The sequence below is a fragment of the Kitasatospora sp. NPDC089797 genome (assembly GCF_040684795.1).
Classification (GTDB): domain Bacteria; phylum Actinomycetota; class Actinomycetes; order Streptomycetales; family Streptomycetaceae; genus Kitasatospora.
Genome location: NZ_JBFBGS010000024.1, coordinates 49806 through 72399, shown reverse-complemented (window position 1 = coordinate 72399; position 22594 = coordinate 49806). Strand labels below are relative to the sequence as shown.

General features: G+C 72.0%; 21 protein-coding genes. 13 read left to right on the top strand and 8 right to left on the bottom strand.

The features are described 5' to 3' along the window. Positions 1-55: 55 nt before the first annotated feature. The gene (locus tag AB0O91_RS20660) at positions 56-1459 is read right to left on the bottom strand and encodes a selenium-binding protein SBP56-related protein (RefSeq protein ID WP_363435139.1); all 1404 of its coding nucleotides are present in this window, start codon (positions 1457-1459) and stop codon (positions 56-58) included. A gap of 109 nt (positions 1460-1568) precedes the next feature. On the opposite strand from AB0O91_RS20660, the gene AB0O91_RS20655 reads away from it, so the two are divergent. From AB0O91_RS20655 to AB0O91_RS20625, 7 genes are all read left to right on the top strand, one after another. After that, positions 1569-4877, top strand: a complete 3309-nt coding sequence (locus AB0O91_RS20655) for an alpha/beta fold hydrolase (protein WP_363435137.1) — start codon at positions 1569-1571, stop codon at positions 4875-4877. A gap of 53 nt (positions 4878-4930) precedes the next feature. Next, positions 4931-5725, top strand: coding sequence for a fused MFS/spermidine synthase (locus AB0O91_RS20650; protein ID WP_363435259.1), 795 nt, complete (start codon positions 4931-4933; stop codon positions 5723-5725). 126 nt (positions 5726-5851) lie between these two features. Continuing rightward, positions 5852-6328 carry a MerR family transcriptional regulator gene (locus AB0O91_RS20645; RefSeq protein ID WP_363435134.1) on the top strand — a complete coding sequence of 159 codons (477 nt, stop codon included), beginning with the start codon at positions 5852-5854 and terminating at the stop codon, positions 6326-6328. 108 nt (positions 6329-6436) lie between these two features. Then, entirely contained in the window at positions 6437-7258 is an 822-nt protein-coding gene (locus AB0O91_RS20640) for a class I SAM-dependent methyltransferase (protein WP_363435131.1), read from the top strand. Between the two features lie 205 nt (positions 7259-7463). Beyond that, positions 7464-8129 carry a DedA family protein gene (locus tag AB0O91_RS20635; protein WP_363435129.1) on the top strand — a complete coding sequence of 222 codons (666 nt, stop codon included), beginning with the start codon at positions 7464-7466 and terminating at the stop codon, positions 8127-8129. A gap of 159 nt (positions 8130-8288) precedes the next feature. Continuing rightward, a complete protein-coding gene (locus tag AB0O91_RS20630; RefSeq protein WP_363435126.1) occupies positions 8289-8969 on the top strand; it encodes an O-methyltransferase in 681 nt (226 codons plus the stop codon). Between the two features lie 92 nt (positions 8970-9061). Further along, complete coding sequence (locus AB0O91_RS20625; protein ID WP_363435124.1) at positions 9062-9973, top strand: Gfo/Idh/MocA family oxidoreductase; 912 nt, start codon at positions 9062-9064, stop codon at positions 9971-9973. Between the two features lie 46 nt (positions 9974-10019). On the opposite strand, the gene AB0O91_RS20620 is transcribed toward AB0O91_RS20625, so the two are convergent. From AB0O91_RS20620 to AB0O91_RS20610, 3 genes are all read right to left on the bottom strand, one after another. Continuing rightward, positions 10020-10526 (bottom strand): N-acetyltransferase, encoded by a 507-nt coding sequence (locus AB0O91_RS20620; protein ID WP_363435122.1) that lies wholly within the window; start codon positions 10524-10526, stop codon positions 10020-10022. A gap of 270 nt (positions 10527-10796) precedes the next feature. Next, positions 10797-11411: a hypothetical protein gene (locus AB0O91_RS20615; RefSeq protein ID WP_363435120.1), complete on the bottom strand. Its 615-nt coding sequence runs from the start codon at positions 11409-11411 to the stop codon at positions 10797-10799. A 262-nt stretch (positions 11412-11673) separates the two neighbouring features. Further along, a complete protein-coding gene (locus tag AB0O91_RS20610; RefSeq protein ID WP_363435117.1) occupies positions 11674-12783 on the bottom strand; it encodes a hypothetical protein in 1110 nt (369 codons plus the stop codon). A 148-nt stretch (positions 12784-12931) separates the two neighbouring features. Between AB0O91_RS20610 and AB0O91_RS20605 the strand changes: the two genes are divergently transcribed. After that, positions 12932-14965: a transglycosylase domain-containing protein gene (locus AB0O91_RS20605; RefSeq protein ID WP_363435115.1), complete on the top strand. Its 2034-nt coding sequence runs from the start codon at positions 12932-12934 to the stop codon at positions 14963-14965. Between the two features lie 129 nt (positions 14966-15094). On the opposite strand, the gene AB0O91_RS20600 is transcribed toward AB0O91_RS20605, so the two are convergent. After that, entirely contained in the window at positions 15095-15568 is a 474-nt protein-coding gene (locus AB0O91_RS20600; RefSeq protein ID WP_363435112.1) for a MarR family transcriptional regulator, read from the bottom strand. Between the two features lie 116 nt (positions 15569-15684). On the opposite strand from AB0O91_RS20600, the gene AB0O91_RS20595 reads away from it, so the two are divergent. Next, the gene (locus AB0O91_RS20595) at positions 15685-17040 is read left to right on the top strand and encodes an aldehyde dehydrogenase family protein (RefSeq protein WP_363435110.1); all 1356 of its coding nucleotides are present in this window, start codon (positions 15685-15687) and stop codon (positions 17038-17040) included. Between the two features lie 85 nt (positions 17041-17125). Here AB0O91_RS20595 and AB0O91_RS20590 read toward each other — a convergent pair whose 3' ends face one another. From AB0O91_RS20590 to AB0O91_RS20580, 3 genes are all read right to left on the bottom strand, one after another. After that, positions 17126-18346, bottom strand: coding sequence for a hypothetical protein (locus AB0O91_RS20590; protein ID WP_363435108.1), 1221 nt, complete (start codon positions 18344-18346; stop codon positions 17126-17128). A 166-nt stretch (positions 18347-18512) separates the two neighbouring features. Then, positions 18513-18884, bottom strand: coding sequence for a hypothetical protein (locus tag AB0O91_RS20585; protein WP_363435105.1), 372 nt, complete (start codon positions 18882-18884; stop codon positions 18513-18515). Next, positions 18881-19228 carry a hypothetical protein gene (locus tag AB0O91_RS20580; RefSeq protein WP_363435102.1) on the bottom strand — a complete coding sequence of 116 codons (348 nt, stop codon included), beginning with the start codon at positions 19226-19228 and terminating at the stop codon, positions 18881-18883. Before AB0O91_RS20580 ends, AB0O91_RS20585 begins: the two co-directional genes overlap by 4 nt. 130 nt (positions 19229-19358) lie before the next feature. Between AB0O91_RS20580 and AB0O91_RS20575 the strand changes: the two genes are divergently transcribed. The 4 genes from AB0O91_RS20575 (at position 19359) to AB0O91_RS20560 (ending at position 22592) form a co-directional block, all read left to right on the top strand. Next, positions 19359-19565, top strand: coding sequence for a DUF397 domain-containing protein (locus AB0O91_RS20575; protein WP_363435099.1), 207 nt, complete (start codon positions 19359-19361; stop codon positions 19563-19565). Positions 19566-19616: 51 nt separating this feature from the next. Further along, complete coding sequence (locus AB0O91_RS20570) at positions 19617-19943, top strand: DUF397 domain-containing protein (RefSeq protein ID WP_363435096.1); 327 nt, start codon at positions 19617-19619, stop codon at positions 19941-19943. 176 nt (positions 19944-20119) lie between these two features. Next, a complete protein-coding gene (locus AB0O91_RS20565) occupies positions 20120-21400 on the top strand; it encodes an ALF repeat-containing protein (protein WP_363435094.1) in 1281 nt (426 codons plus the stop codon). A gap of 163 nt (positions 21401-21563) precedes the next feature. Next, positions 21564-22592, top strand: coding sequence for a phosphotransferase family protein (locus AB0O91_RS20560; protein WP_363435091.1), 1029 nt, complete (start codon positions 21564-21566; stop codon positions 22590-22592). Positions 22593-22594 lie beyond the last annotated feature (2 nt).

The following is a 22594-nucleotide window of genomic DNA, read 5'->3' as shown; positions in this document are numbered from 1 at the left end:
CGGTCATCCGTCGGTCATCCGTCGGTCATCCGTCGGCTCTCCGTCGGTCACCGGGTCACCGGTGGCAATAGGAGTCCGAGGAGGCGTCCCCGCCGGCCAGGTGGGTCTGGTGGACGCGCAGGCCCCGGAAGTCGGCCCCGTGCGGGAAGAACCGCTCGTCGATGCTCAGCCCGCCGGCGTCCGGGTCGGCGTCCAGCTTGACCAGCCACGGGTCGATGCCGTCCGGGTAGAACTGGTCGTCCCAGGCCCCGTAGAGGGAGTTGGTGAGGTAGAGCCGCCGGCCGTCGCGGCTGATCTCCACCATCTGCGGCGCCCCGCTCAGCGGCCGCCCCGGTTCGGCCGGGTGCGGGGTCCGGGCGGCGATCCCGCCGAGCCGGACGGAGGAGGTGAGCCGGGGGTGGAACGGGTCCGAGACGTCGTACTGGAACAGCTCGCCGGTGCCCCAGGCCGAGACGTACAGCCAGCGGTCGTCCACCGACAGGTTGATGTCGGTCACCAGTGGCGGCACCGCCCCGAACGGCTGCAGCGCGGGCGGAAGTTCGGCGGCGGAGGCGGGCTGGGCGGGGATCTCGATCACCTTGCGCACGGTGAACGCCGGGCCCTCCCGGTACCAGAGCCAGACCGAGGAGGAGAGGTCCTCGACGTTCACCACCACCCCGGCGAACCCCCATTCGGCCTGCGGATCGTGCGCCGGGCGCAGCTCCAGCACCATCTGGTACTGGTCCCCGAGGTCGACCCGCTGGAGGTGCCGCCCGGTGCCCAGCTCCCAGAAGTGCAGCGCGTGCCCGTACTTGCGACCGAGCAGCTGCTCGGGCAGCACCCCGTCCTCGACCATCCACGGCGTGCCCCACTCACTGGTGATCCCGACGTCCGTGCCGAGGTGCCACCAGACGTCGTACGCGAAGTGCTGCGGCCCGCGCTCGGTCTCCCAGGGGCGCAGCACCTCGAAGCTGGTGTGGTCCAGCAGCGCCACCCCGCCGGGGCCGTCCCCGCCCTCGCCCGAGCCCAGGCAGGACAGGAACACCCCGTCCGGCCCGCAGTGCAGGGTGTGCGGCCGCGAGTAACCCGCCTTCGCCGCGAGCTCCTTGGCCTCGATCGTCTTGACCAGCCGGGGCCGCACCGGGTCCGGCCGGGTGTCCATCACGTGCAGCCGGGAGGACCGCAGCCCCGGCAGCAGCAGGAACCGCCGCTCCGGGTTCTCGTGGCAGGCGTGCGCCAGCGCGCTGGAGCAGGCGTTCCAGCCGAAGTGGTGCAGCTCGTCACCGAGGGTGGGCAGCTCCGCGAAGTTGAGCACCTTCCCGTAGCTCGCCGACGCCGGGTCGGTGTCCACGGTGAGCAAGGCGTCCGGCCGCTGCGCCGAGCGGTCGAACCCGGCCACGTACGCCAGCGTCTCGGGTGGGGCCGCGATCGCCTCGGCCGCCGAACGGTAGAGCGACGGATCGATGTGCCCGTGCTGCATGCAGACTCCCCAACTCGCCGTGTCCGTCCGGGAAGCGTTCCACATGACCACCGGCGCACAGCAGGCGCACGGGAAGCGGCCAGGAGGCGCGGACGGATACCCTGGTGGGGTGCACAACAGCGTCTCCGGCAGCACGGTCCACGGCCCGATCGTCCAGGCGGAGACCGCCCACGTCACCCTGACCCCCCACCCACCCACGACCGCCGGCCTGCCCCCGGTGCCGACCGCCTTCACCGGCCGCGACGACGACCTGGCCGACCTCCGGACCCTGCTCACCACGGACGGCCCGCCGACGGTGGCGGTCACCGGCCTCGGCGGCATCGGCAAGACCACGCTGGCGGTGGCCGTCGGCCACCAGCTGCTGACGGCCGGACACTTCGGCCTGGCCCTGTTCGTCGACCTGGGCGGCTACGACGAGACCCCGATGGAGGTCGGACAGGCCCTCGACTCCCTCCTGCGGGCCCTTGCCGTTCCCGCTGAACACATCCCACCGGAGTCCCAGGCCCGTGCGATGCTGTTCCTGGCTCAGTTGGAGCGTTTCGACGGCGGAGTCCTGGTGATCGCGGACAACGCCTCCAGCGCTGAACAGGTCCGCCTCCTGCAACCGGCTTCGACCCACCACCGTCTGGTGGTGACCTCCCGAGAGACCCTTCCCAGCCTCGACGCCCGGCTTCATCGTCTCGGTGTGCTTGCGCCCGAACCGGCGCTGGACATGCTGGAGAAGGTGGTGCGCGGAGCACACGCCAACGACCGGCGCATCGCCGCAGACAACGGGAACACCCGCCGGATCGCGGAACTGTGCAGTCACCTGCCGCTCGCCCTCAGGCTTGCCGGGGCGCAGTTCGTCCTCGACCGGCACCTGCGACCCGCTGATCTGGCGACGGATCTGGCGGATCGTGCGGCGAGGCTCGATCTCCTGGACGACGGGGAGATCGCCATGCGGATCACTCTCGACCGTTCCCATCGTCGGCTCACCGCCGAGCAGGCGGAACTCTTCCGCCTCCTGGCCCTGAACCCGGGCCCTGACGTGTCCGTCGAGGCCGCTGCCGCTCTCATGGGCCGACCGGCTCGTCGGATGCGGTACCGGCTTGCCCGGCTCGCCGGTACCGCTCTGATCGAGGGGAGCGCGGACGGCCGACGCTGGTACCTCCACGATCTCGTGCGGGACTACGCACTCGAACAGCCAGGGCCGACGGATCCGGCGCTGACCCGTTTGATGAACTACTACGTGACCACTGCCAAGGCTGCGGACCATGCGGCGCGGCAGGTGCCGGGATGCCGCTGTTCCGGCACGTTCCACGACCGGGCCGAAGCCCTCGAATGGCTGCGGGGCGAGCGGGTCAGCCTGGTGGCAACCGCTCAGACGGCTGCGGAGCTCGGCTTTCCGAGTGCTGCGGTGAGTCTGTCGTCGTCCATCGCACCTCAGCTGACGCGGTGGTTCAGGGCCGACGACGCCATCGCGGTCACCAGGGCGGCCGTGGCGGCGGCGCGTGACCTCAGGTCCGAGGCCCAGGAAGCGATGGCCCTGATCTACTACGGGTTGGCTTTGGAGAACGGCGGCCGGTTCGAGGAGGCCGTATCGGCCTTCTGCACGGCCGCAACGATCTACCGGAACCTCGACGACCGAGAGGGAACCGCGACCGCTTACGGAAATCTCGGTCTCATGCTCGGAACGCTGGGGCGGGCCGAGGAGGCGATCGAGATCGTCCGGCATTCCATCTCCACCGGGAAGGGCCACTGCGACCGCCATTGGGAAGCAAGTTCGTTGGGCAATCTCGGAACACTCCTGTGCGACCTGGACCGAAGCCAGGAGGCGTTCGAGACATTCCGGCAGGCTCTCCTGATCTTCCAGGAGGTCGGCGACAGAGACGGTGAGGCACTCGCCTGGGGATGCGTGGCCAAGACCCTGTCCGAACTGCGGCGCTTCGAGGAGGCGATCAAGGCGCATGAGTGCGCCGTGGTGACCTTCCGGGAACTCGGTGACAGCCACGGAGAGGCGTCGGCCCTCGGAGACCTCGGGGTGAGCTTGGTGAGGGTCGGCCGGACACGTGAAGCCGTGGACCTGTACGAGTGTGCGGGCAGGGCCCTCCGGGAGCACGGCGATCGCAGGGGCGAGAGCCTGGTCCTGAGGAACCGCGGAGAGGCGCTCCGGATCCTGCAGAGCTTCGAGGAGGCACTGGATTCGCTCGAACGCGCCCTCGCGATCGATCTGGAAGTCGGTGACCGGTTCGGCGAGGCCGATACGTGGATGCGGCTCGAAGCGGTTCTCAAGGACCTCGGGCGGAACGCTGCTGCCGTCGACGCTCGTCTGCGGATGGAGCGCGCCAGGGCGGACATCGGTGCCCTGGCGGACGAAAGCATTGCGATCGTCACATCCCTGCAGCTCAAGGATGCCGGGGGCGGGGCCGACCGAGCCAGTACAGTCGGGCGCATGGAGTTTCGGGAAGACATCCTGGGTGCCCCCTACGAGGCGGCGGAGCTGGAGCTGCGGCCGGACGACGAGGGGGCGGTGTGCGCGACCCTGGTGCGGCGGTTGGTGCCGGGGGCCGAGCGGGCCGTGCTGTACGTCCACGGGTACAACGACTACTTCTTCCAGACCAATCTGGCGGACCACTACACCGCGCTGGGCTTCTCGTTCTACGCCCTCGACCTGCGCAAGTACGGCCGCTCGCTGCGCCCGCACCAGTCGCCGAACTTCGTCCGTGACCTCGTCGAGTACGACGAGGAGCTGGACGAGGCGGTCCGGATCATCCGGGAGGTGGACGGGCACCGGCAGCTGCTGCTGAACGGGCACTCCACCGGTGGGCTGGTGGGCGCGCTGTGGGCGGGGCGTCGGGCCGGGCGGGGGTTGGTGGACGGGCTGTTCCTGAACAGTCCGTTCCTGTCGATGCCGGCCGGTGCGGCGGTGCGGACGGCCGGGGGGCCGGTGGTGACGGCGCTCGGGCGGATGAAGCCGACCCGGATCCTGCCGTCCTCGCTCAACCCGCACTACACCCACAGCCTGCACCAGGACCACAAGGGCGAGTGGGAGTTCGACCTCCGGCTCAAGCCCGCCGAGGGCTTCCCGCTGTACGCGGGCTGGCTGGCCGCGATCCACCAGGGCCACCGGCAGCTGCGGGGCGGGCTCGGGATCGACGTCCCGGTGCTGCTGATGGCCTCCACCAGGTCGATCTCCACCACCACCTGGCAGCAGGCCCTGCACCACGCGGACGCCGTGCTGCGCGCCGACGACATCGTCGCGCAGGGCCCGCGGCTGGGCCGGCACGTGACGATCGTCCGGATCGAGGGCGGCATGCACGACCTGGTGCTGTCCAGGGAGGCGGCCCGCACCGAGGTGTTCGCCGAGCTGGACCGCTGGCTGGCCGGCTACCTGGACGTGCGCCCGGTGGACGCGCGGCCGGCGGGGGAGCGCGCGTGACGGAGGAGCCGGTGCCGGTCGGTCGCACGACCGACCTCGGCTTCGCCAAGCTGATGCCGGACATCGACCGCGAGGGCGGCTGGCTGCTCACCCTGGACGGCACCCCGCAGTCGTACGTCGACCTGGCCGACCCGACCCACCTGGAGTTCGAGTACACCCGCCGCCTGGGCCATCTGGCCGACGCCCTGGCCCCCGCAGGGCGGCCGCTGGACGCCCTGCACCTGGGCGGCGGGGCGCTCACCATGCCGCGCTACCTGGCCGCCACCCGGCCCGGTTCGCGGCAGCGGGTGGTGGAGGTGGACGGCCCGCTGCTCGCCCTGATCGCCGAGCAACTGCCCTGGCAGGGGCGGGGCGTGGACATCACCGCGACGGTCGGCGACGCCCGGGCGGCGCTGGCCGCCGAGCCGGCCGCCGGGCAGGACCTGGTGATCGCGGACGTCTTCCACGGCTCCCGCACCCCGGCGCACCTGACCTCGGTGGAGTTCCTGCGGCTGGCCGCGCGGGCCCTGCGCCCGGGCGGCTGCTACGCCGCCAACCTGGCGGACGGCCCGCCGCTGGCCTTCGCGAGGGCGCAGGCGGCGACGGTGCGGGCGGTGTTCCCGTACGTCTGCCTGGTGGCGGAGGCGCCGGTGCTGCGCGGGCGCCGGTACGGCAACGTGCTGCTGGCCGGGTCGACGGCGCCGCTGCCGGTGGCGGAGCTGAGCCGGCTGCTGGCGGGCGACATCTTCCCGGCCCGGCTCACCGAGGGCGATGAGCTGGCCGCCCTGGTGGGCCGGACCGCCCCGGTGACCGACGCGGAGGCCACCGACTCGCCGCCCCCACCGGACGGGGCCTTCAGCGTCGGGTGAGGCGCGCTGCGGGGAGTGGGGCACGGGGCACGGGAAAAGGGGGTCGAGCCCGTCGGACCGGCGGACGTCCGCCGGTGGGCCCTGGGGCCCGGTGCGGATCAACTGTCGTGTGCGGGAGGGGCGGTCATGGACCTGAGCATCGGTGAGGTGGCCCGGCGCAGCGGGCTGAGCGTGTACGCGCTGCGGTTCTACGAGCGGGAGGGGCTGTTCGCGAACCCGGTGCGCCGGCTGTCCAACGGCCGCCGGGTCTACCGCGAGGAGGACCTGGAGTGGCTGGCGATCTGCGTGCGGCTGCGCTCCTCCGGGATGCCGGTGGCGATGATCCGGGGCTACATCGACCTGGTCCGCGCGGGCGCCGGGAACGAACGGGAGCGGCTGGACCTGCTGCGCCGTCACCAGGACGACGTGGCGGCGCAGATCCGGGAGTTGCAGGTGACCCTGGAGGTGATGCGGGAGAAGGTGCAGGTCTACGAGGAGCACCTCGCCCGCGGTGCGGCCGACCGGCTGTGGAACCCCTCCCACCCGGATGGCGGGGACGGCGGGGACGGCGACCGGGACGGCGGCCGGGGCGGCGGCCGGGGCGCCGGGGCCGCCTCCTCCTGACCACTGCTGCGCCGGGGCCCGGCGCGTCGGCGGGAGAGGGGGCGCGCGGGGGGTGTCAGAATCGGCGGGTTCATGCCGGAGCGTGGTGCACGTCCGAAGGAGTGAGCGATGAGCGGCGGCGGGGAACGGCCGGAGCTGGGGCAGGTGCCGGAGACGGCGCTGTGGACGCTGTGGCACCGGGCGCTGGAGGCCCGGCGGCCGGACGCGGTGCTGCACGACCCGGTGGCGGTCGGGCTGGTGGGCCGGATCGACTTCCCGTTCGAGGAGCGGTTCGGGGCGTCCGCGCTGGTCGGTCAGGTGCAGGGGCTGCGGGCCGGCTGCTTCGACCGGGAGGTGGCGGACTTCCTGGCCAGGTTCCCGCGGGCCACCGTGGTCGGGCTGGGGGACGGCCTGGACACGCAGTCCTGGCGGGTCGACAACGGGCGGGCCGAGTGGCTGTCCGTGGACCTGCCGGAGACGGCCCGGCTGCGCGAGCGGCTGCTGCCACCGGACGGGCGGCGCCGGATCCTGGCCCGCCCGGCCACCGACCTGCGCTGGACGGACGAGGTCGACCCGGACCCGGACCGCGGGGTGCTGATCAGTACCGCCGGACTGCTGATGTACCTGCGGCCGACCGAGGTCCGGGAGCTGATCGCGGCCTGTGCCGAACGCTTCCCGGGCGGGGCGATGGTGCTGGACGCGGTGCCGCGCTGGGCCGCCCGGCGGGCCGTCGAGGGCAAGCTGCGGGACCGCCACTACCAGGCGCCGCCGATGCCGTTCGGCATGGACGCGGACGAGCTCGGCAAGCTGGCCGGAGCGCATCCGGCGGTCACCGGGATCCGGGAGGTGTACCCGGAGGGCGGCCGCGGTGCGGTACGGGCGCTGCTGCCGGTGGTCCGGCGGATCAAGCAGAGGCCGTCGGTGGCCGCCCTGCGTTTTACCAATTCTTGAAGAAACGTCCCCCGGCCTGGAACTATTGGCGCGGGGGCGTACGTCGTAACCACGGGTGATCGGCCGGGGGGACAGGCCCACCCGGCACGTTAGGCTGCGCCCCGGGGGAGCGGCCCGGGTGCCGCCATCGGACAATCGCCGGGACGGACGTCCGGCTCCCAGGGGGGAGCCGGATCCGTTCCGACCTGCCACGGAGGTACTGGCCTTGCACATCGACGCCTGGATCGAGAGCGTTCCACCGACCGCGGTGTACGCCCTGATCGGCCTGATCATCGGGATCGAATCGCTGGGCATCCCACTGCCCGGCGAGATCGCCCTGGTCACGGCGTCCCTGATGGCCGTCAAGGGAGTGGTGAGCCCGTGGGGGATCGCGGCCTGTGCGATCGCCGGCGCGATCATCGGCGACTCGATCGGCTACTCGATCGGCCGCAAGGGGGGCAAGCCGCTCTTCGAGAAGCTGGGACGCAAGTTCCCCAAGCACTTCGGGCCCTCGCACCTGGCGACCGCCGAGCGCTCGTTCCAGAAGTGGGGCATGTGGGCGGTCTTCTTCGGCCGGTTCATCGCCCTGCTGCGGATCTTCGCCGGTCCGCTCGCGGGCGCGCTGAAGATGCCGTACTGGAAGTTCCTGATCGCCAACGTGCTGGGCGGCATCGTCTGGGCCGGCGGTACGACGCTGCTGGTCTACAAGGTCGGCAAGGCGATCGAGCCGTGGCTGGCCCGGTTCTCCTGGGCGGGCCTGGCGGCGGCGGTGGTGATCGGCGTGGCCTCGGCCTGGGTGATGAAGCGCCGCGCGGCGAAGACCCACGCGAAGATCGAGGCGGAGGAGGCGGCCAAGGCCGCCGCGGCCGCCCGCACCGCCGTCGCGGAGTGACGCGGCGGCGGAGCGGCGAGGCGAAGCGCGGATGACGCGCGGGTGACGCGACGGGGCGGCCACTGGTCACGGAAAGTGACCGGTTGCCGCCCCGGTGTCGTCGGGGCCCCGGAGTAGCATCGGCGGGAACCCGTCGATCATGCACCAGTGGAGGGCCCGATGACGCAGCCGACCCAGCAGTCCACCTGGAACGCCGTGGACAGCTACTTCTCCGAGCAACTGGTCGGCCACGACCCGGTGCTGGAGGCCGCGACCGCCGCCGCCGACGCGGCAGGGCTGCCGCCGATCGCGGTCGCCCCCAACCAGGGCAAGCTGCTCCACCTGCTGGCCCTGACCCAGGGCGCGCGCCGGATCCTGGAGGTCGGCACGCTCGGTGGCTACAGCACCATCTGGCTGGCCCGGGCGCTGCCCGCGGACGGCACGCTGATCTCCCTGGAGCTGGACCCGAAGCACGCCGAGGTGGCGCGCGGCAACCTGGCCCGCGCCGGGCTGGAGAAGGTCGCCGAGGTGCGGCTCGGCCGGGCCGCCGACTCGCTGGCGGAGCTGGTGGAGCAGGGCACGGCGCCCTTCGACCTGGTCTTCATCGACGCGGACAAGCCGAACAACCCCGAGTACTTCCGCCGCGCGCTGCAACTGACCGGGCCGGGCTCGCTGATCATCGTCGACAACGTGGTGCGCCGCGGCGCGATCGCCGACGCCGACAGCACGGACCCGGCGGTCGTCGCCACCCGTGCGCTGCACGCGCTGATCGCGGCCGAGCCGACCGTCACGGCGACGTCCGTGCAGACGGTCGGCAGCAAGGGCTACGACGGGTTCACCCTGATCCGCGTCCAGGGCTGAACGGGACCGGCGACAACGGCCCGGCAGGGCCGGCACCGACGGCCGGCCCCCGGCCGTCGACGGCTGAACGTAACCGAGGAAACGGAGACATCGTGCGGATCGGACTGCTGGGCACCGGCACCTGGGCGGAGCGGGTGCACGCACCCGTGCTGGCCGAGCACCCCGGGCTGGAGTTCACCGGCGTCTGGGGCCGCCGCCCGGAGGCCGCCGAGGCGTTGGGCGCGGCCCACGGGGTGCCCGGCTACGCCGACCTGGACCGGCTGCTCGCCGAGGTGGACGCAGTCTCCATCGCGCTGCCTCCGTCCGTCCAGGCCGGACTCGCGGTCCGGGCCGCCGAGGCGGGCTGCCACCTGCTGCTGGACAAGCCGGTCGCGTTCACCGTGCCGGACGCCCGCGCGGTGAGCGAGGCGGTGCGGGCGCACCGCCTCGCCTCGGTGGTCTTCTTCACCGTCCGCTTCGGCGCCGAGCAGATCCCGTGGCTCGAGCGGCACGCAGAGCAGGGCGGCTGGTTCACCGGCCGCTCGGACTGGCTCGGCTCGGTGTTCGCCCCGGGCAGCACCAGCCCGTACGCGGCCTCGCCCTGGCGCCAGGAGAAGGGCGCGCTCTGGGACGTCGGCCCGCACGCGCTGTCCGTGCTGCTGCCGGTGCTGGGCGACGCGGCCCAGGTCACCGCCGTCGCCGGGCCGCTGGACACCGTGCACCTCGTCCTGCGGCACGTCGGCGGTGCCTCCAGCACCCTCGCGCTCAGCCTGACCGCCCCGCGGGCGGGCGGCGGCATCGCGATGGAGCTGCGCGGGGAGCACGGGGTGGTGCAGCTGCCTGAGCGCGGTGAGGGCCCGACCGTCGCCCTGCACCGGGCGGTGGACGCCCTGCTGGCCTCGGCCGCCTCGGGCGAGCCGCACCCGTGCGGGGCGGACTTCGGCCTGCGGGTGGTGGAGGTCCTGGCGGCGGCCGAGCGCTCGCTCGCGGCGGGCGGCCCGGTCGACGTCCGATACGACGGCTGACGGGGGCCGGGCGGGGCGGTGACCGCCCCGCCCGGCCCCCGTCGGTTCAGATGCCGAACGGCGCCGCGTAGCGGACGGTGCCGGCGGGCAGCGGGTGTCCGGGGTCCAGGGCGAGGGCCATCAGCGCCTCGTCCGGGACGTCGATGGTCAGGCCGATGCCGTGGGCGGAGGCCCGGCCGAAGCCGAACCGGGGGTAGTAACCCGGGTGCCCGAGGACGACGACGTACCGCTCGCCGAGGTCCTTCGCGGCCGCGAGGGCGGCGTGGATCGCGGCGGAGCCGGCTCCGGTGCGCTGGTACGCGGGGAGCACGGCGCACGGGGCCAGGCACAGGGCCGGGACGTCGCCGATGTGGCAGCGGGTCAGCAGGGCGTGGCCGACGGCGGTGCCGTGCTCGTCGGCGGAGACCAGCGAGAGCCCCTCGATCCAGCAGGGATCGGCCCGCAGGGCGTCGACGAGGTCGGCCTCCCCGGCGGTCTCGAAGGCGGCGAGGTTGATCTCGCGGATGGTCGGGATGTCGGCGCCGGTCTCGGCGCGCGTGGTCCAGTTGCGCATGGTGGACGGGATTCCGTTCCTGAAAGGGTACGTACGGTGCCCCGCGGGCTCACGCCCCCGGCGGGGTGGGACAGGACGACGTCAGGCCGCGGCCCGGGACGTGAGGGAGACCCGGACGCTGCGCACGGCGGCCACCAGCACGGTCATCAACCCCACCTCCCTCGTCTCCACGGAACATCCTGTTTCGGTACGTACGGTGCCCCACCCTACCCGACCGCCCCGACACCGTCCTGCGGTTTTCTACGGCGCCGGAAGCCAGGCCGGGCGGGCTCATGGTGGCGGGGCGACCTGAGCCGTGGCGTCGAGGTTCCGCACCGGGTCGCCCTGCTGGTAGGACACCGGGACGCTGCCGGCGAGCTTCGCCACGGCCTCCCTGAGCGCCGCCGAGGTCGTCCCCTCCTTCGAGGTGGTCACCGTGATCCCGGAGGCGTCCGCTGTGATGGCCGCCGTGTAGACGGGGAACGGCAGGGTGGTGCCCCGGGCCGCCTCCCCGATCCTTCGGATCACCGGGTCGATGACCGCCCGGGAGTAGACGGAACGTCGGATCTCGGCGCGCCGGGTGTCGATGCCCGGGTGGGCCCTGGCCGCGGCCGCGACGAGCTCCCGCGCACGCGACTCGTCCGTGGCGAACAGCACCACGCGGCCCGCGGACGAGTCCAGCCCGAGAGCCCCGAAGGTGTCCTTGAAGCCGCCGCGCCCCTGCTCCCCGAGCGCCGACTCCAGGTCCTGCAAGGCCGTGGCCGTGAGTGCGTCCGCCGTTGCCGTCGGCGCGGCAGGTACAGCCGCCGCACCGCTGCCCGAACCCGTGCTGCTGCCGCACGCACAGAGCAGCCCGGCCGTGAGCGCGGCGGCCGACCAGCAGAGCAGTGGCCGAAGTCGTGTCATGTGCTTGCCTCCGCACCGATGGCAGTCCTGATGCCTGTCCGGCAGTTACGGCTGCCGACCGTACCGCTAGGCATGGTGGCCGGAAAGGGCCAGGCCGACGGCCTTGAAGTAGTCGAGCGTTTCGGTCCAGCAGATCTGGTGGACGTCCGATCCGCCGGAGACGCTGCCCCGGGCCTGGCGGCTCCCGTTACTGAGGGTGAAGACCAGGGCCCCGCTGGTGAGACCGGTCGTGCGCGTGGGACGGGCCGGGCGGGAGCGGGGCCTACGGCGCCGGAGGGGCCGGGGGGAGGGCTTCGGGGCGGCGGTCGGTGGGGCGGGCCGGGGGGATGACCGGGGCGCGGAAGTCGCGTGGGCCGGTCCAGAGGGCGGGGACGGCGTCGCCGCGGCGGGCGAGTTCGTAGGCGAGGGCCTCGTAGTTGATCCGCCAGCCGTTGAAGTGCCGCCAGCCGTCCTCGACCGGGCGCTCGCGCGGGAAGCCCGCGGCGGTGATCATCGCGACGGCGCCCAGGTACTCGGCGTAGGTGAGCCGGATCGGGGTGGTCGGGTCCGGGTCGGTGTCGAAGTCGATCCGCAGCGAGCGGGCGATGTCGCGCATCGCGGTGAAGCCGGCCCGGATCACCAGCCGGGCCTCGGGCGGGGCCGAGCGCGGGCAGAGCGCGAGGTGGAGGGCGGCGGCGTCCATCACCGCGATGAGGCCGACCACCCAGCTGCGGTTGGGCTGCGGGGAGCGGAAGGCCAGCAGCACCGGGTAGTTGGAGTGGCTCTCGCCGATGTCGGCGGCCAGCCGCTCCCAGTCGCGGTAGAGCTGGGGGAGCGCGGTCTCGGTGTCGACCAGGGACTGCCGGGCGAGCAGCTCGGGGCCCCAGGCGGGTTCGCCGGCCCGGGACTGGAGCAGCGTCACCTCCGTCTCGCGCCGCTGGTAGGCGGCGTAGAGGGTGGGCAGGTAGGCGATCTGCAGGGCGATCACCAGCGGTCCGCTGGCCGCGGCCATGAAGTCGATCGCGGACAGCTGCAGCCGCTCGCCGCTGGCGAAGCCCAGGGTGAACAGGCTGGACCCGGCCTCCCGGACGGACACCGACCAGGTGAGGTCCGAGGTGCCGTGCAGGATCAGGGAGTAGGCGAGCAGCATCCCGCTGAGCCACACCGCGAGCATGCCGACCAGCACCAGCGGTGCCAGCCAGGTCAGCGCGCGGTCCTGCGCCCGGTAGGTGCCGAACGGCGCGGCCCACAGCCGCAGCACGGTGCGCAGCACCGCCCACAGTCGGTACACCAGGGCCGAGTAGAGCCCGCGCGGCACGACCAGGGTGCGCAGGATGCTGCCCACGACGAGCAGGAGCAGCAGCACGCCGAGCAGGGTGTGGATCATCCTCATGGCGCCATTCTGGCGGTCGGGCGGGGCGGCCGCGGGGCGGAGAGTTCCCGTACGGGCTATGAGCATGATCACACCGGATGCGAGCCGCCCTGGGACGGCCCGAAAAGCCTCTAACCAACGGGGGCCGTGCCAGGAGATCGGAGAGCGGATGCGTGCTGCGGAGCAGGGTGGGGAAGCCGGGGAGGGGCAGGGCGGGGAAGCCGGGGAGGAGCAGGCCGCCGGCCGTCGGCGGTGGCGTCCGCTGCGCTGGATCGACTACCCGCGGCGCGGACGGCGCGGGTTCCGCCGTTGGCTCCCGTCCTGGCGCCAGCTGCTCGCGGTCGCCGGGCTCGTGCTGGTGACGCTGACCGGGCTGGTGGCCTGGTTCTTCAAGGTCACCAAGGTCCCGGCGGACCTCAACGCCTTCGCCACCCAGCAGAACAACGTCTACTTCTGGGCGGACGGCAGCGAGATGGCCCGGGTCGGCGACACCAACCGGCAGGAGGTGCCGCTGGACCGGGTGCCCGAGCCGGTGCAGTGGGCGGTGCTGTCGGCCGAGAACGCGACGTTCTACTCGGATCCGGGGATCTCCGTCTCCGGCATCGGCCGCGCCGTCTTCGCGATGGCCACCGGCGGCGACACCCAGGGCGGCTCGACCATCACCCAGCAGTACGTCAAGAACATCTACCTGAACCAGCGCCAGGACGTCTCGCGCAAGCTCAGCGAGATGGTCATCGCGATCAAGCTGGACCAGCGGATGAGCAAGCAGGACATCCTGGCCGGCTATCTGAACACCAGCTGGTTCGGGCGCGGCAGTTACGGCATCGAACGGGCCGCGGCCGCGTACTACGGCAAGGACGTCTCCCAGCTCAACCCGAGCGAGGGGGCCCTGCTGGCCGCCCTGTTGAAGGGGGCCGGGCAGTTCGACCCGGGGCTGAGCGCGGAGAACCACCAGCGGGCCGAGGAGCGCTGGGCCTGGATCCTGGACCGGATGGTGGACACCGGAAAGCTCTCCGCCGCCGAGCGCGCGACCTACACGGTGTTCCCCGAGCCGCGGCCGCAGCCGAAGGCGGCCGGGCTGAGCGGCCAGACCGGGTACCTGGTGGACATGGCCCGCAGCTACGTGGAGAGCCACAGCGACATCACCCCGGCCCAGTTCGACCTGGGCGGCCACCAGATCCACACCACCTTCGACAAGGCGAAGGTCGCCGCCCTCGCCGCGGCGGTGCAGGACGCCACCAAGGGGATCGACCCCGGCAGCCGGGAGGCCGACAAGCTGCTCAAGGTCGGTGCCGCGTCGGTGGCGCCGGACGGGCGGATCGTCGCGCTCTACGGCGGCCCCGACTACCTGAAACAGGGCTTCAACAACGCCAACACCTCGTCCGTGCCGATCGGTTCGGCCTTCGCCCCGCTGGTGTACGCGGCCGGGCTCAGCCAGGGCGTGCAGCACCAGCGCGACGGCGCCCGGACCCCGGTGACGCCGGACACCCTGTACGACGGCGACAACGGGGTGAACGTGCAGACCCCGGAGGGCCCGTACTGGGGGCGGGACGGGAAGATCGTGAAGACCGCCAACGACAACAAGCGGGACTGGGGGAAGGTCTCGCTGCGCAGCGCGGTGGAGCAGTCCGTCAACGGGCCGATGATGCAACTCGCCATGGACGTCGGCCTGGACAGGGTCCGGCAGACCGCGACCGCCCTGGGCCTGCTGCCCGACAGCATGGGCGAGTTCGTGCCCGCCTTCGGGACGGGCAACTCCCGGCCGAGCGCGATCCGGGCCGCGGACGCGTACGCCGTCTTCGCCGCCGGGGGCAGCCACACCGACCCGTACTCGGTGCTGCGGGTCAGCCGCAACGGCGAGCCGCTCGCGCTGCGGCTGCCCACCGCCGTCCAGGCGCTGCCGGCGGCGGTGGCGGGGGACGTGGACGCCGCGCTCAAGGGGGCGGTGCGCGGGGGGAGCGCCAAGGCGATGGCGGCGGCCGGACCGGCGGTGGCGGCGAAGACCGGCACCACGGCGGACCGGACGGCCGGCTGGACGGTCGGCTACAACGGGCAGCTGGCGACGGCGGTCACGGTGTTCCGGGCCGACCTGAAGGACATGAAGCTGCTGTCGCTGGAGGGCCTCGGCGGCGCCGCGCCGGACGCCCCGGACTCCGACCTGCCGGGGCGGATCTGGACCTCGTTCATGAAGGCGGTGGGGTAGCGCCCGCGCCGCCCGCCGTCCGCGCCGTCCGCCGTCCGCGCCGTCCGCGCCGTCCGCGCCGTCCGTTCCGGCGCGGACGGCGGTGCCGACCCGCCCGTGCCGGTGCCCGCGCTCAGCCGGCGCCCGCGCTCAGCCGGTGGTCGCCGGGTCCGGGAACACCCGGTCCAGCAGGGCGCCGAAGGCGCGCCGGTCACCGGCGTCCAGCCGTTCCAGGGCGGTGAGGTCGGACATCAGCCCGCTCCGGATCGCCCGGACGGTCCGTTCCCCGTCCTCGGTGAGGACGACGTTCTTGATCCGGCGATCGGCCGGGTCGGTCTCGCGGCGGACCAGGTCGCGGGCCTCCAGGCGGTCCACGATGCCGGTGACGTTGGAGGCGTCGCATCCGAGCAGGTCGGCGAGGGTGCGCATGGGCCGGGGGCGACGGAGCAGGCTGAGCATCTTGCCCTGCATCAGGGTGAGCCCGTGCACGGTGGCCGCCGCGGCGAAGTGGCGGTAGTAGGCCGCGGCGACCCGGGCGAGCTGGTCCATCAGGTCGGCGGGGCTGGGCGACTCGGGAGACCCTGGCGGTGCGGGCGTACCGGGTGACTCGGGCGTATCGGACATGACAGGAGCATAGGCGGAATGCTTGACATCTTCAACCATCGAGGTCTACCGTCCATATTGCTTGAGGATATGAACCATCTACCTCTTCAAGTCATTCGAAGGGACTGCACCACCTCATGACTCCGACCGCCACCACCCCGACCGCCACCACCCCGACCGCCACCACCCCGACCGCCGTCGCGGACACCGTCGCCCGCCTGCGCACCGGCTTCGCCACCGGCCGCACCAAGCCGCTCGCCTGGCGCCGGGCCCAGCTAGCCGCCCTGCGCGCCCTGCTCACCGAGCGGACCGAGGAGCTCCAGCAGGCCCTCCACGCGGACCTGGGCAAGAGCCCGGCCGAGGCGTACCGCAGTGAGATCGGCTTCACGATCAACGAGCTCGACCACACCGTGGCGCACCTGGAGGAGTGGCTGAGCCCGAAGCCGGCCGCCGTCCCGGAGGCCTTCCGCCCGGCCGAGGCGAGCGTGGTGCGCGAGCCGCTCGGCGTGGTGCTGGTCATCGCGCCGTGGAATTACCCGCTCCAGCTCGCCCTGGCCCCGGTGGTGGGCGCGCTGGCCGCCGGCAACGCCGTCGTGGTCAAGCCCAGCGAGCTCGCCCCCGCGACCTCCGCCGCGATCGCCCGGCTGCTCCCCGCGTACCTCGACCAGGAGGCGGTGGCGGTCGTCGAGGGCGCCGTCCCGGAGACCACCGCGCTGCTGGAGCAGCGCTTCGACCACATCTTCTACACCGGCAACGGCACGGTCGGGCGGATCGTCATGACCGCGGCCGCCCGGCACCTCACGCCGGTCACCCTGGAACTCGGCGGCAAGAGCCCGGTCGTGGTCGATCCCGGGGTCGACCTGGCGGCCACCGCGCAGCGGATCGCCCGGGGCAAGTTCCAGAACGCCGGGCAGACCTGCGTCGCCCCGGACTACGTGCTCGCCGTCGGTGGCACGGCCGCCGCGCTGGAGGCCGAACTCATCACCGCCGTCGAGGAGTTGTACGGCCAGGAACCGGCCGAGAGCGCGCTGTACGGGCGGATCGTCAACGAGCGCCACTTCGACCGCCTGGCCGCCCTGCTCGACGACGGACGGATCGTCACCGGCGGCGGGCAGGACCGGTCGCAGCGCTACCTCGCCCCGACCGTGCTCGCCGAGGTCGCCCCCGACGCCCCGGTGATGCGCGCGGAGATCTTCGGCCCGATCCTGCCGATCATCGCAGTGCCCGACCTCGACGCCGCGATCGCCTTCATCAACGAGCGGGACAAGCCGCTCGCGCTCTACGCCTTCACCGAGTCGGAGGGGACCAGGCGGCGGCTGACCGAGGAGACCTCCTCGGGTGCGCTCTCCTTCGGACTGCCGGTCTCCTACCTGGCGATGCCCGAGCTGCCGTTCGGCGGGGTCGGCGAGAGCGGGATGGGGCGTTACCACGGCGAGTACTCGATCGACACGTTCAGCCACACCAAGGCCGTCGTGCACAAGCCGCTGGCCTGAGCCGCCGGCCCGGGCCGCTTCACCGGCCCCCTGTCCTCCCGCGGGGAAGGCAGGGGGCCGTCGGGTCATCCGACCGGCGGTCCGGTCATTTGACCAGGCGGGACCAGTCGGCGGGCTGGCCGGGGTCGAGGGCGCGCAGCTTGTCCAGGACCTTCGGGTCCTGGGCGTCGAGCCAGTCGGCGACCTGGCGGAACGTCACGCAGCGGACGCCGTCGCGGTGGCAGACGTCCTTCACCACGTCCTCGACGGCGTCCATGTAGATGCCGCCGTTCCAGTCCTCGAAGTGGTTGCCGATGAACAGCGGGGCACGGCTGCCGTTGTAGACCCGGTTGAAGCCGGCCAGGTAGCTCTCCCGGGCCTCCTTCTCCCACGCGGGGTACTTCTTCGGGTCGCCCTTGGTGCTGTCCCCGGACTGGCCGGCCAGGAAGTTGAAGTCCATCGACAGGCCCTGGGTGGACCTGGCGGGGAACGGCAGCATCTGGAGCGGGAAGTTCCAGAGGCCCTCCTTGGTCTTGGTCGGCCAGACCTGGAACTCGCCCGGAGAGCTGGCGTCGTAGCGGAAGCCCGCCGCCTTCTCGGCCGGGAGCAGGTTCTTCTGCCCCTCCAGGCAGGGCGCCCGGCCGCCGACCAACTCCTTGGTGTAGTCGAAGGGGAGGGGAGGGAGGTTCTTGTAGCCGGTGTTGGTCTTCCACTGGGTGACGAAGGAGACGGCCTGGTCGAGCTCGCTCTTCCACTCCTCCGTGCTCCAGTCGCCGCCGCCCTTCTTGCCGCAGAAGTGGCCGTTGAAGTGGGTGCCGATCTCGTTGCCGTCCAGCCAGGCCAGCCGCAGTTGCTCCAGGGTGTCCTTGATGTGGGGGTCGGTCGCGTAGTCGATCGAGGCGGCGCCCGGGTCGTGCTGGGGCGGGTGGTAGAGGGAGCGCTTGGCCTTGGGGAGGGTGTACAGGCCGGTGAGGAAGTACGTCATCTGGGCGTTGTTCTCCGCGCCCAGCTTCCGGAAGCGGGAGAACAGGTGGTCGTCGCCCTCCAGCCCGCCGTCCCAGGAGAAGACCACGAACTGGGGTGGTTTCTCACCGGGTTTGAGCTTCTCCGGGGTGGGCTGCTTGGGCTGCGGGCCGGTGTAGGAGGTGGAGCCGTCGCCGATCAGCTTCACCTGCCCGTCCCAGGTGGGCGTCGGGGTGGGGGTCGGCGTGGGCGACGGCGCCGGGGCGTCGGCGGGTTCCTCCTCCGGGGCCGTGGGCTCGGGAGCGGCGGCGCCCGGTCTGCCCTGGGAGAAGGAGTCCCCCGTGGTGAGGGTGAGGGACGCCATGACCCCCACGGCCAACAGGACGGCCGCACCGCGAGCAGTCCGCACCGAATCCCCTTTGTTCGTCCGACAGTTCGATCAATCACTTGATCGATGCCACGGGGACGTCGAAAGGTTGCTCGCCACCGGGTGGCCGATGGGGTCGGTGTCGGGCGGACCGTCCCGGCGATCAGCGGGCGGGATCGATGAGGTCCTGGCGGAAGGCCTCGGCGGCCGCGCGGGAGTAGAAGCGCCGGATCCGCAACGAGGAACCGGGGACGCGCAGGTACTCGTGCCGGCCGAGGTTCCAGAGGCCCCAGGAGTCCAGGTGGAGGAAGTGCGGGCTCTGGGCGCCGATCAGCCGGACCTCGAACTCGATGCGCGGCTCGTTCCTGCGGATCCACGCCTCGGCGTGGGCGAAGGAGTAGAAGCGGAGGGGTTCGTCGGACGGCGGCAGGGCTTTGACGAGGCGGCCGGAGTCGCGGTCGCGGACCACCCAGGCCTGGAAGGTGAAGCCGGGCGGGGGATCGGCCGGGACGATCGCGTAGGGGGAGTCGTTCATCGCCGGGTCGCCACCTGGATGAAGCCCGAGGCCTTCTCGACGCGCTCGGCGAACTCGTTGAACTCGCCGTCGATGGGGGAGATGGTCGCCTTGGCGGGGACGAGGATCGCGCCGGCCTGCCGGTCGGTGATCTGGCGAAGGGCGGCCTGCAGCATGGGGCGGTACTCCGGCCCCTTGGTGTCCGCCTCGTCGTCGACGACGATCAGGGAGATGTCCCAGCCGAAGGCGGCGGCATAGGCCTCGCAGAGCGCCAACTCGCGCTCGGGGAAGGCGGAGTCACGCTTCGCCAGGTAGATGACCACCTGGAGGCGCTGCAAGGTCTCGGGAGCGGTGGGGCGGCTCAACGCACATCCCTCTCTGTAGCTGTACGACTACCGGGTGTGTCCACTGTGGGCTAAGCTGGGGAATCGTTCAACTTGTCTGCCTCCCAGGTGGAATTGGGCGTGATCCGTGAACCGCAAGGAATTTTGACCCATGACCCGCCTTGATCTGTCCCGCGCTTCCTGGTTCAAGTCGTCGTACTCCGACAACGGCGGGACCTGCGTGGACATCTCGCCCGACTACCCCGGCGTCGTTCCGGTCCGTGACTCGAAGGACGCGACGGGCCCGGCGCTGGTCTTCCCCGCCGCCTGGCAGTCCTTTATCGCCGCGACCGTCGCCGGAGAGTTCGGCGACCGCTGACGATGCCGCGCCCAAGCCATGATTCGCGAAGCCTGGAAGGAGACTTCGATCATGAGTCGTACCGACCACCTGACTCTGGCCGGTGTTGTATGGGTCAAGTCCAGCTATAGCGGCAATGGGGGGAGTTGTGTCGAGGTTGCGCAATGGGTGAAGTCGAGCTACAGCGGTAATGGTGGGAACTGTGTCGAGGTGGCACGGTGGGTGAAGTCGAGCTATAGCGACAACGGCGGCTCCTGTGTCGAGGTGGTACCCGGACTTGTTGGTGTGATGCCTGTCCGCGACTCGAAGGATCCGGAGGGGCCGGTGCTCCTCTTCCCCGCTGTCGCCTGGCGATCCTTCGTCTCCGCGACCGTCGCCGGAGAGTTCGGCGACGTCTGATCCCACCCGCTCACCAGCGACGATCGGCGCAGCGGTCCCCCGTGGACTGCTGCGCCGTCTGCGTTCCTGTGGGAGGCCTTGGCAAACGGTCCAGCAAATACCAGGTATGGGAATCGCAAAATGCGATCTATGCTGTGGGCGTTCACAAAGTCTTCGCACGAATCAGGTTTCGCTCGATGAAGCTGCCCAAGGCCTCCGCCGTCATCGCGGCTGCCGTGCTGGCCCCCGCCGTCCTCTTCCCGTCCTCCGCCGTCGCCGCCGACGGCCCGCGGCCCACTGGGCTCTCCAGCCCCGACACCAGCGACCAGGAGAGCCAGGACCGCGCCGAGGTCCAGCGCATCCTGGCTGACAAGGAGTCCGGCCCCGGTGTGCGGGAGGCGGCTGAGAAGGCCCTCGCAGGCGATGCCGCCGCCGTGCGGCACTTCCTGGACGTCGAACTCGCCGACCAGCGCATCATCGACAACCGGGTTCGGGTCTCCCGGCTGATCAACAACGCTGGTCCCGTTCTCAAGGAGGCTGCCAAGCAGGTTCTCCGGCACGGCACTCCGGCGGAGGTGGAGAAGTTCCTCAAGGAGGGTCAGTTCAAGGCCCGCGCGGAGGATGACGACCGGGCCAAGGTGCAGGGCATCCTGGCTGACAAGGAGTCCGGCCCCGGTGTGCGGGAGGCGGCCGAGAAGGCCCTCGCCGGTGATGCTGCCGCCGTGCGGCACTTCCTGGACGTCGAACTCGCCGAGCAGCGCATCGTTGACAACCAGGTGCGGGTGTCCCAGCTGATCAACAATGCCGGTCCCGTTCTGAAGGAGGCTGCCAAGCAGGTTCTCCGGCACGGCACTCCGGCGGAGGTGGAGAAGTTCCTCAAGGAGGGTCAGTTCAAGGCCCGTGCCGAGGATGACGACCGGGCCAAGGTGCAGGGCATCCTGGCTGACAAGGAGTCCGGCCCCGGTGTGCGGGAGGCGGCCGAGAAGGCCCTCGCCGGTGATGCTGCCGCCGTGCGGCACTTCCTGGACGTCGAACTCGCCGAGCAGCGCATCATCGACAACCGGTTTCGGGTCTACCAGTTGATCAACAACGCTGGTCCCGTTCTGAAGGAGGCCGCGAAGAACGTCCTCCGGCACGGTACTCCGGCGGAGGTGGAGAAGTTCCTCAAGGAGGGCCAGTTCACGGCCCGCGCCGAGGACGAGAAGGCCGGCGGGAACCGCACGCCGGACCCGACCGAGCAGCCGCAGCAGCCCGGCCAGGACGTCAAGCCCGTCGCGGTGACCACCACGGACACCGCCGGCACGCCCGCCACCACGGCCCCCGCCACCACGGCCCCCGCCACCCCCGTCGCCGGCCCCGGCCAGTTGGCCGCCACCGGCAGCGAGGGTCTCGGCTGGGAGGTCGGCGGCGCGGCCGCCGTCCTCGCCGCGGGTGCGGCGCTCGTCGCCGTCTCCCGTCGCCGCTCCACCGAGGGCTGACGCTCCCCACGAACTCCAGATCCGACCGAGGCTTCGGCCCGGTCGTCGCGAGCCCCCGGACCGACCGGTCCGGGGGCTCGTGGCATTGACAGGGGCCCTCATCCAGTTGAATGCTAAGCAAGCGCTTAGTCAATGATCCGCCGCTGTTCCGAGGAGCCGCCCGATGGTCGACACCCCCGCTGACCCGCCTGGCCTGGATCTGGCCCGCCTCCGCTCCCACCTGGACCGGGAGCTGCCCGACACCGTCCGGGGGCCGTTGCGGGCCGACCTCATCGAAGGGGGCCGCTCCAACCTCACCTATCTGCTCACGGACGGTGTCGGCATCTGGGTCCTGCGGCGCCCGCCGCTCGGGCACGTCCTGGCCACCGCGCACGACATGGGGCGGGAGCACCGGGTGATGTCGGCCCTGCACGGCACCGACGTCCCGGTCCCGCGGATGCTGCTGATCGACCACGGGACCGAAGTCCTCGGGGCGCCCTGGTACCTCATGGAGTACGTCTCCGGTGTCGCTCACCGTGACCGCGCCGCCCTGGCCGCCCTCGGGGAGGAGCGGGTCCGGACCCTGGGACGCCGCCTGGTCGAGACCCTCGCCGCCCTGCACCGGATCGACCCGGCCGCCGTCGGCCTCGAAGACTTCGGACGGCCCGACGGCTACCTCGGGCGCCAGTTGAGCCGCTGGTCCAAGCAACTCGCGGCCTCCCGCAGCCGCGACCTGCCGGACCTCGACCGGCTGCACGCCCTCCTCGCCGACCGCCTGCCGGTCTCGCCCGCCCCCGCCCTCGTGCACGGCGACTACCGCCTCGACAACGTGCTGGTGGACGAGGACGACACCATCACCGCCGTCCTCGACTGGGAGATGTCCACGCTCGGCGACCCGCTCACCGACATCGGCCTGCTGGTGATGTACACCGAACTCGCCGGTGTCGGCGGCGGCATCATCCCGTCCGCCATGACCGCTCCCGGCTTCCCCAAGGCCGACGAACTGGTCTCGTACTACGCCGAGTTGACCGGTCGGCAGGCCGCCGACCTGGACTGGTACGTGGCCTTCGCCTCCTTCAAGCTCGCGGCCGTCGCCGAGGGCATCCACTACCGCTTCCAGCAGGGCCGCACCCTGGGCGCCGGTTTCGAGCGCGCGGGCGAGATGGCCCCGATCCTCGCCCGGCACGGCCTGAGCACCCTCAAGGAGAACTGACC

What these genes read in the sequence shown, in the direction of transcription:
- AB0O91_RS20575 (WP_363435099.1), top strand. Translation starts at nt 19,359, where the DNA reads ATGACCCGCCTTGATCTGTCCCGCGCTTCCTGGTTCAAGTCGTCGTAC.
- AB0O91_RS20645 (WP_363435134.1), top strand. Translation starts at nt 5,852, where the DNA reads ATGGACCTGAGCATCGGTGAGGTGGCCCGGCGCAGCGGGCTGAGCGTG.
- AB0O91_RS20630 (WP_363435126.1), top strand. Translation starts at nt 8,289, where the DNA reads ATGACGCAGCCGACCCAGCAGTCCACCTGGAACGCCGTGGACAGCTAC.
- AB0O91_RS20615 (WP_363435120.1), bottom strand. Translation starts at nt 11,411, where the DNA reads ATGACACGACTTCGGCCACTGCTCTGCTGGTCGGCCGCCGCGCTCACG.
- AB0O91_RS20660 (WP_363435139.1), bottom strand. Translation starts at nt 1,459, where the DNA reads ATGCAGCACGGGCACATCGATCCGTCGCTCTACCGTTCGGCGGCCGAG.
- AB0O91_RS20560 (WP_363435091.1), top strand. Translation starts at nt 21,564, where the DNA reads ATGGTCGACACCCCCGCTGACCCGCCTGGCCTGGATCTGGCCCGCCTC.
- AB0O91_RS20570 (WP_363435096.1), top strand. Translation starts at nt 19,617, where the DNA reads ATGAGTCGTACCGACCACCTGACTCTGGCCGGTGTTGTATGGGTCAAG.
- AB0O91_RS20585 (WP_363435105.1), bottom strand. Translation starts at nt 18,884, where the DNA reads ATGAACGACTCCCCCTACGCGATCGTCCCGGCCGATCCCCCGCCCGGC.
- AB0O91_RS20565 (WP_363435094.1), top strand. Translation starts at nt 20,120, where the DNA reads ATGAAGCTGCCCAAGGCCTCCGCCGTCATCGCGGCTGCCGTGCTGGCC.
- AB0O91_RS20605 (WP_363435115.1), top strand. Translation starts at nt 12,932, where the DNA reads ATGCGTGCTGCGGAGCAGGGTGGGGAAGCCGGGGAGGGGCAGGGCGGG.
- AB0O91_RS20640 (WP_363435131.1), top strand. Translation starts at nt 6,437, where the DNA reads ATGAGCGGCGGCGGGGAACGGCCGGAGCTGGGGCAGGTGCCGGAGACG.
- AB0O91_RS20590 (WP_363435108.1), bottom strand. Translation starts at nt 18,346, where the DNA reads ATGGCGTCCCTCACCCTCACCACGGGGGACTCCTTCTCCCAGGGCAGA.
- AB0O91_RS20650 (WP_363435259.1), top strand. Translation starts at nt 4,931, where the DNA reads ATGCCGGACATCGACCGCGAGGGCGGCTGGCTGCTCACCCTGGACGGC.
- AB0O91_RS20610 (WP_363435117.1), bottom strand. Translation starts at nt 12,783, where the DNA reads ATGAGGATGATCCACACCCTGCTCGGCGTGCTGCTGCTCCTGCTCGTC.
- AB0O91_RS20620 (WP_363435122.1), bottom strand. Translation starts at nt 10,526, where the DNA reads ATGCGCAACTGGACCACGCGCGCCGAGACCGGCGCCGACATCCCGACC.
- AB0O91_RS20595 (WP_363435110.1), top strand. Translation starts at nt 15,685, where the DNA reads ATGACTCCGACCGCCACCACCCCGACCGCCACCACCCCGACCGCCACC.
- AB0O91_RS20600 (WP_363435112.1), bottom strand. Translation starts at nt 15,568, where the DNA reads ATGTCCGATACGCCCGAGTCACCCGGTACGCCCGCACCGCCAGGGTCT.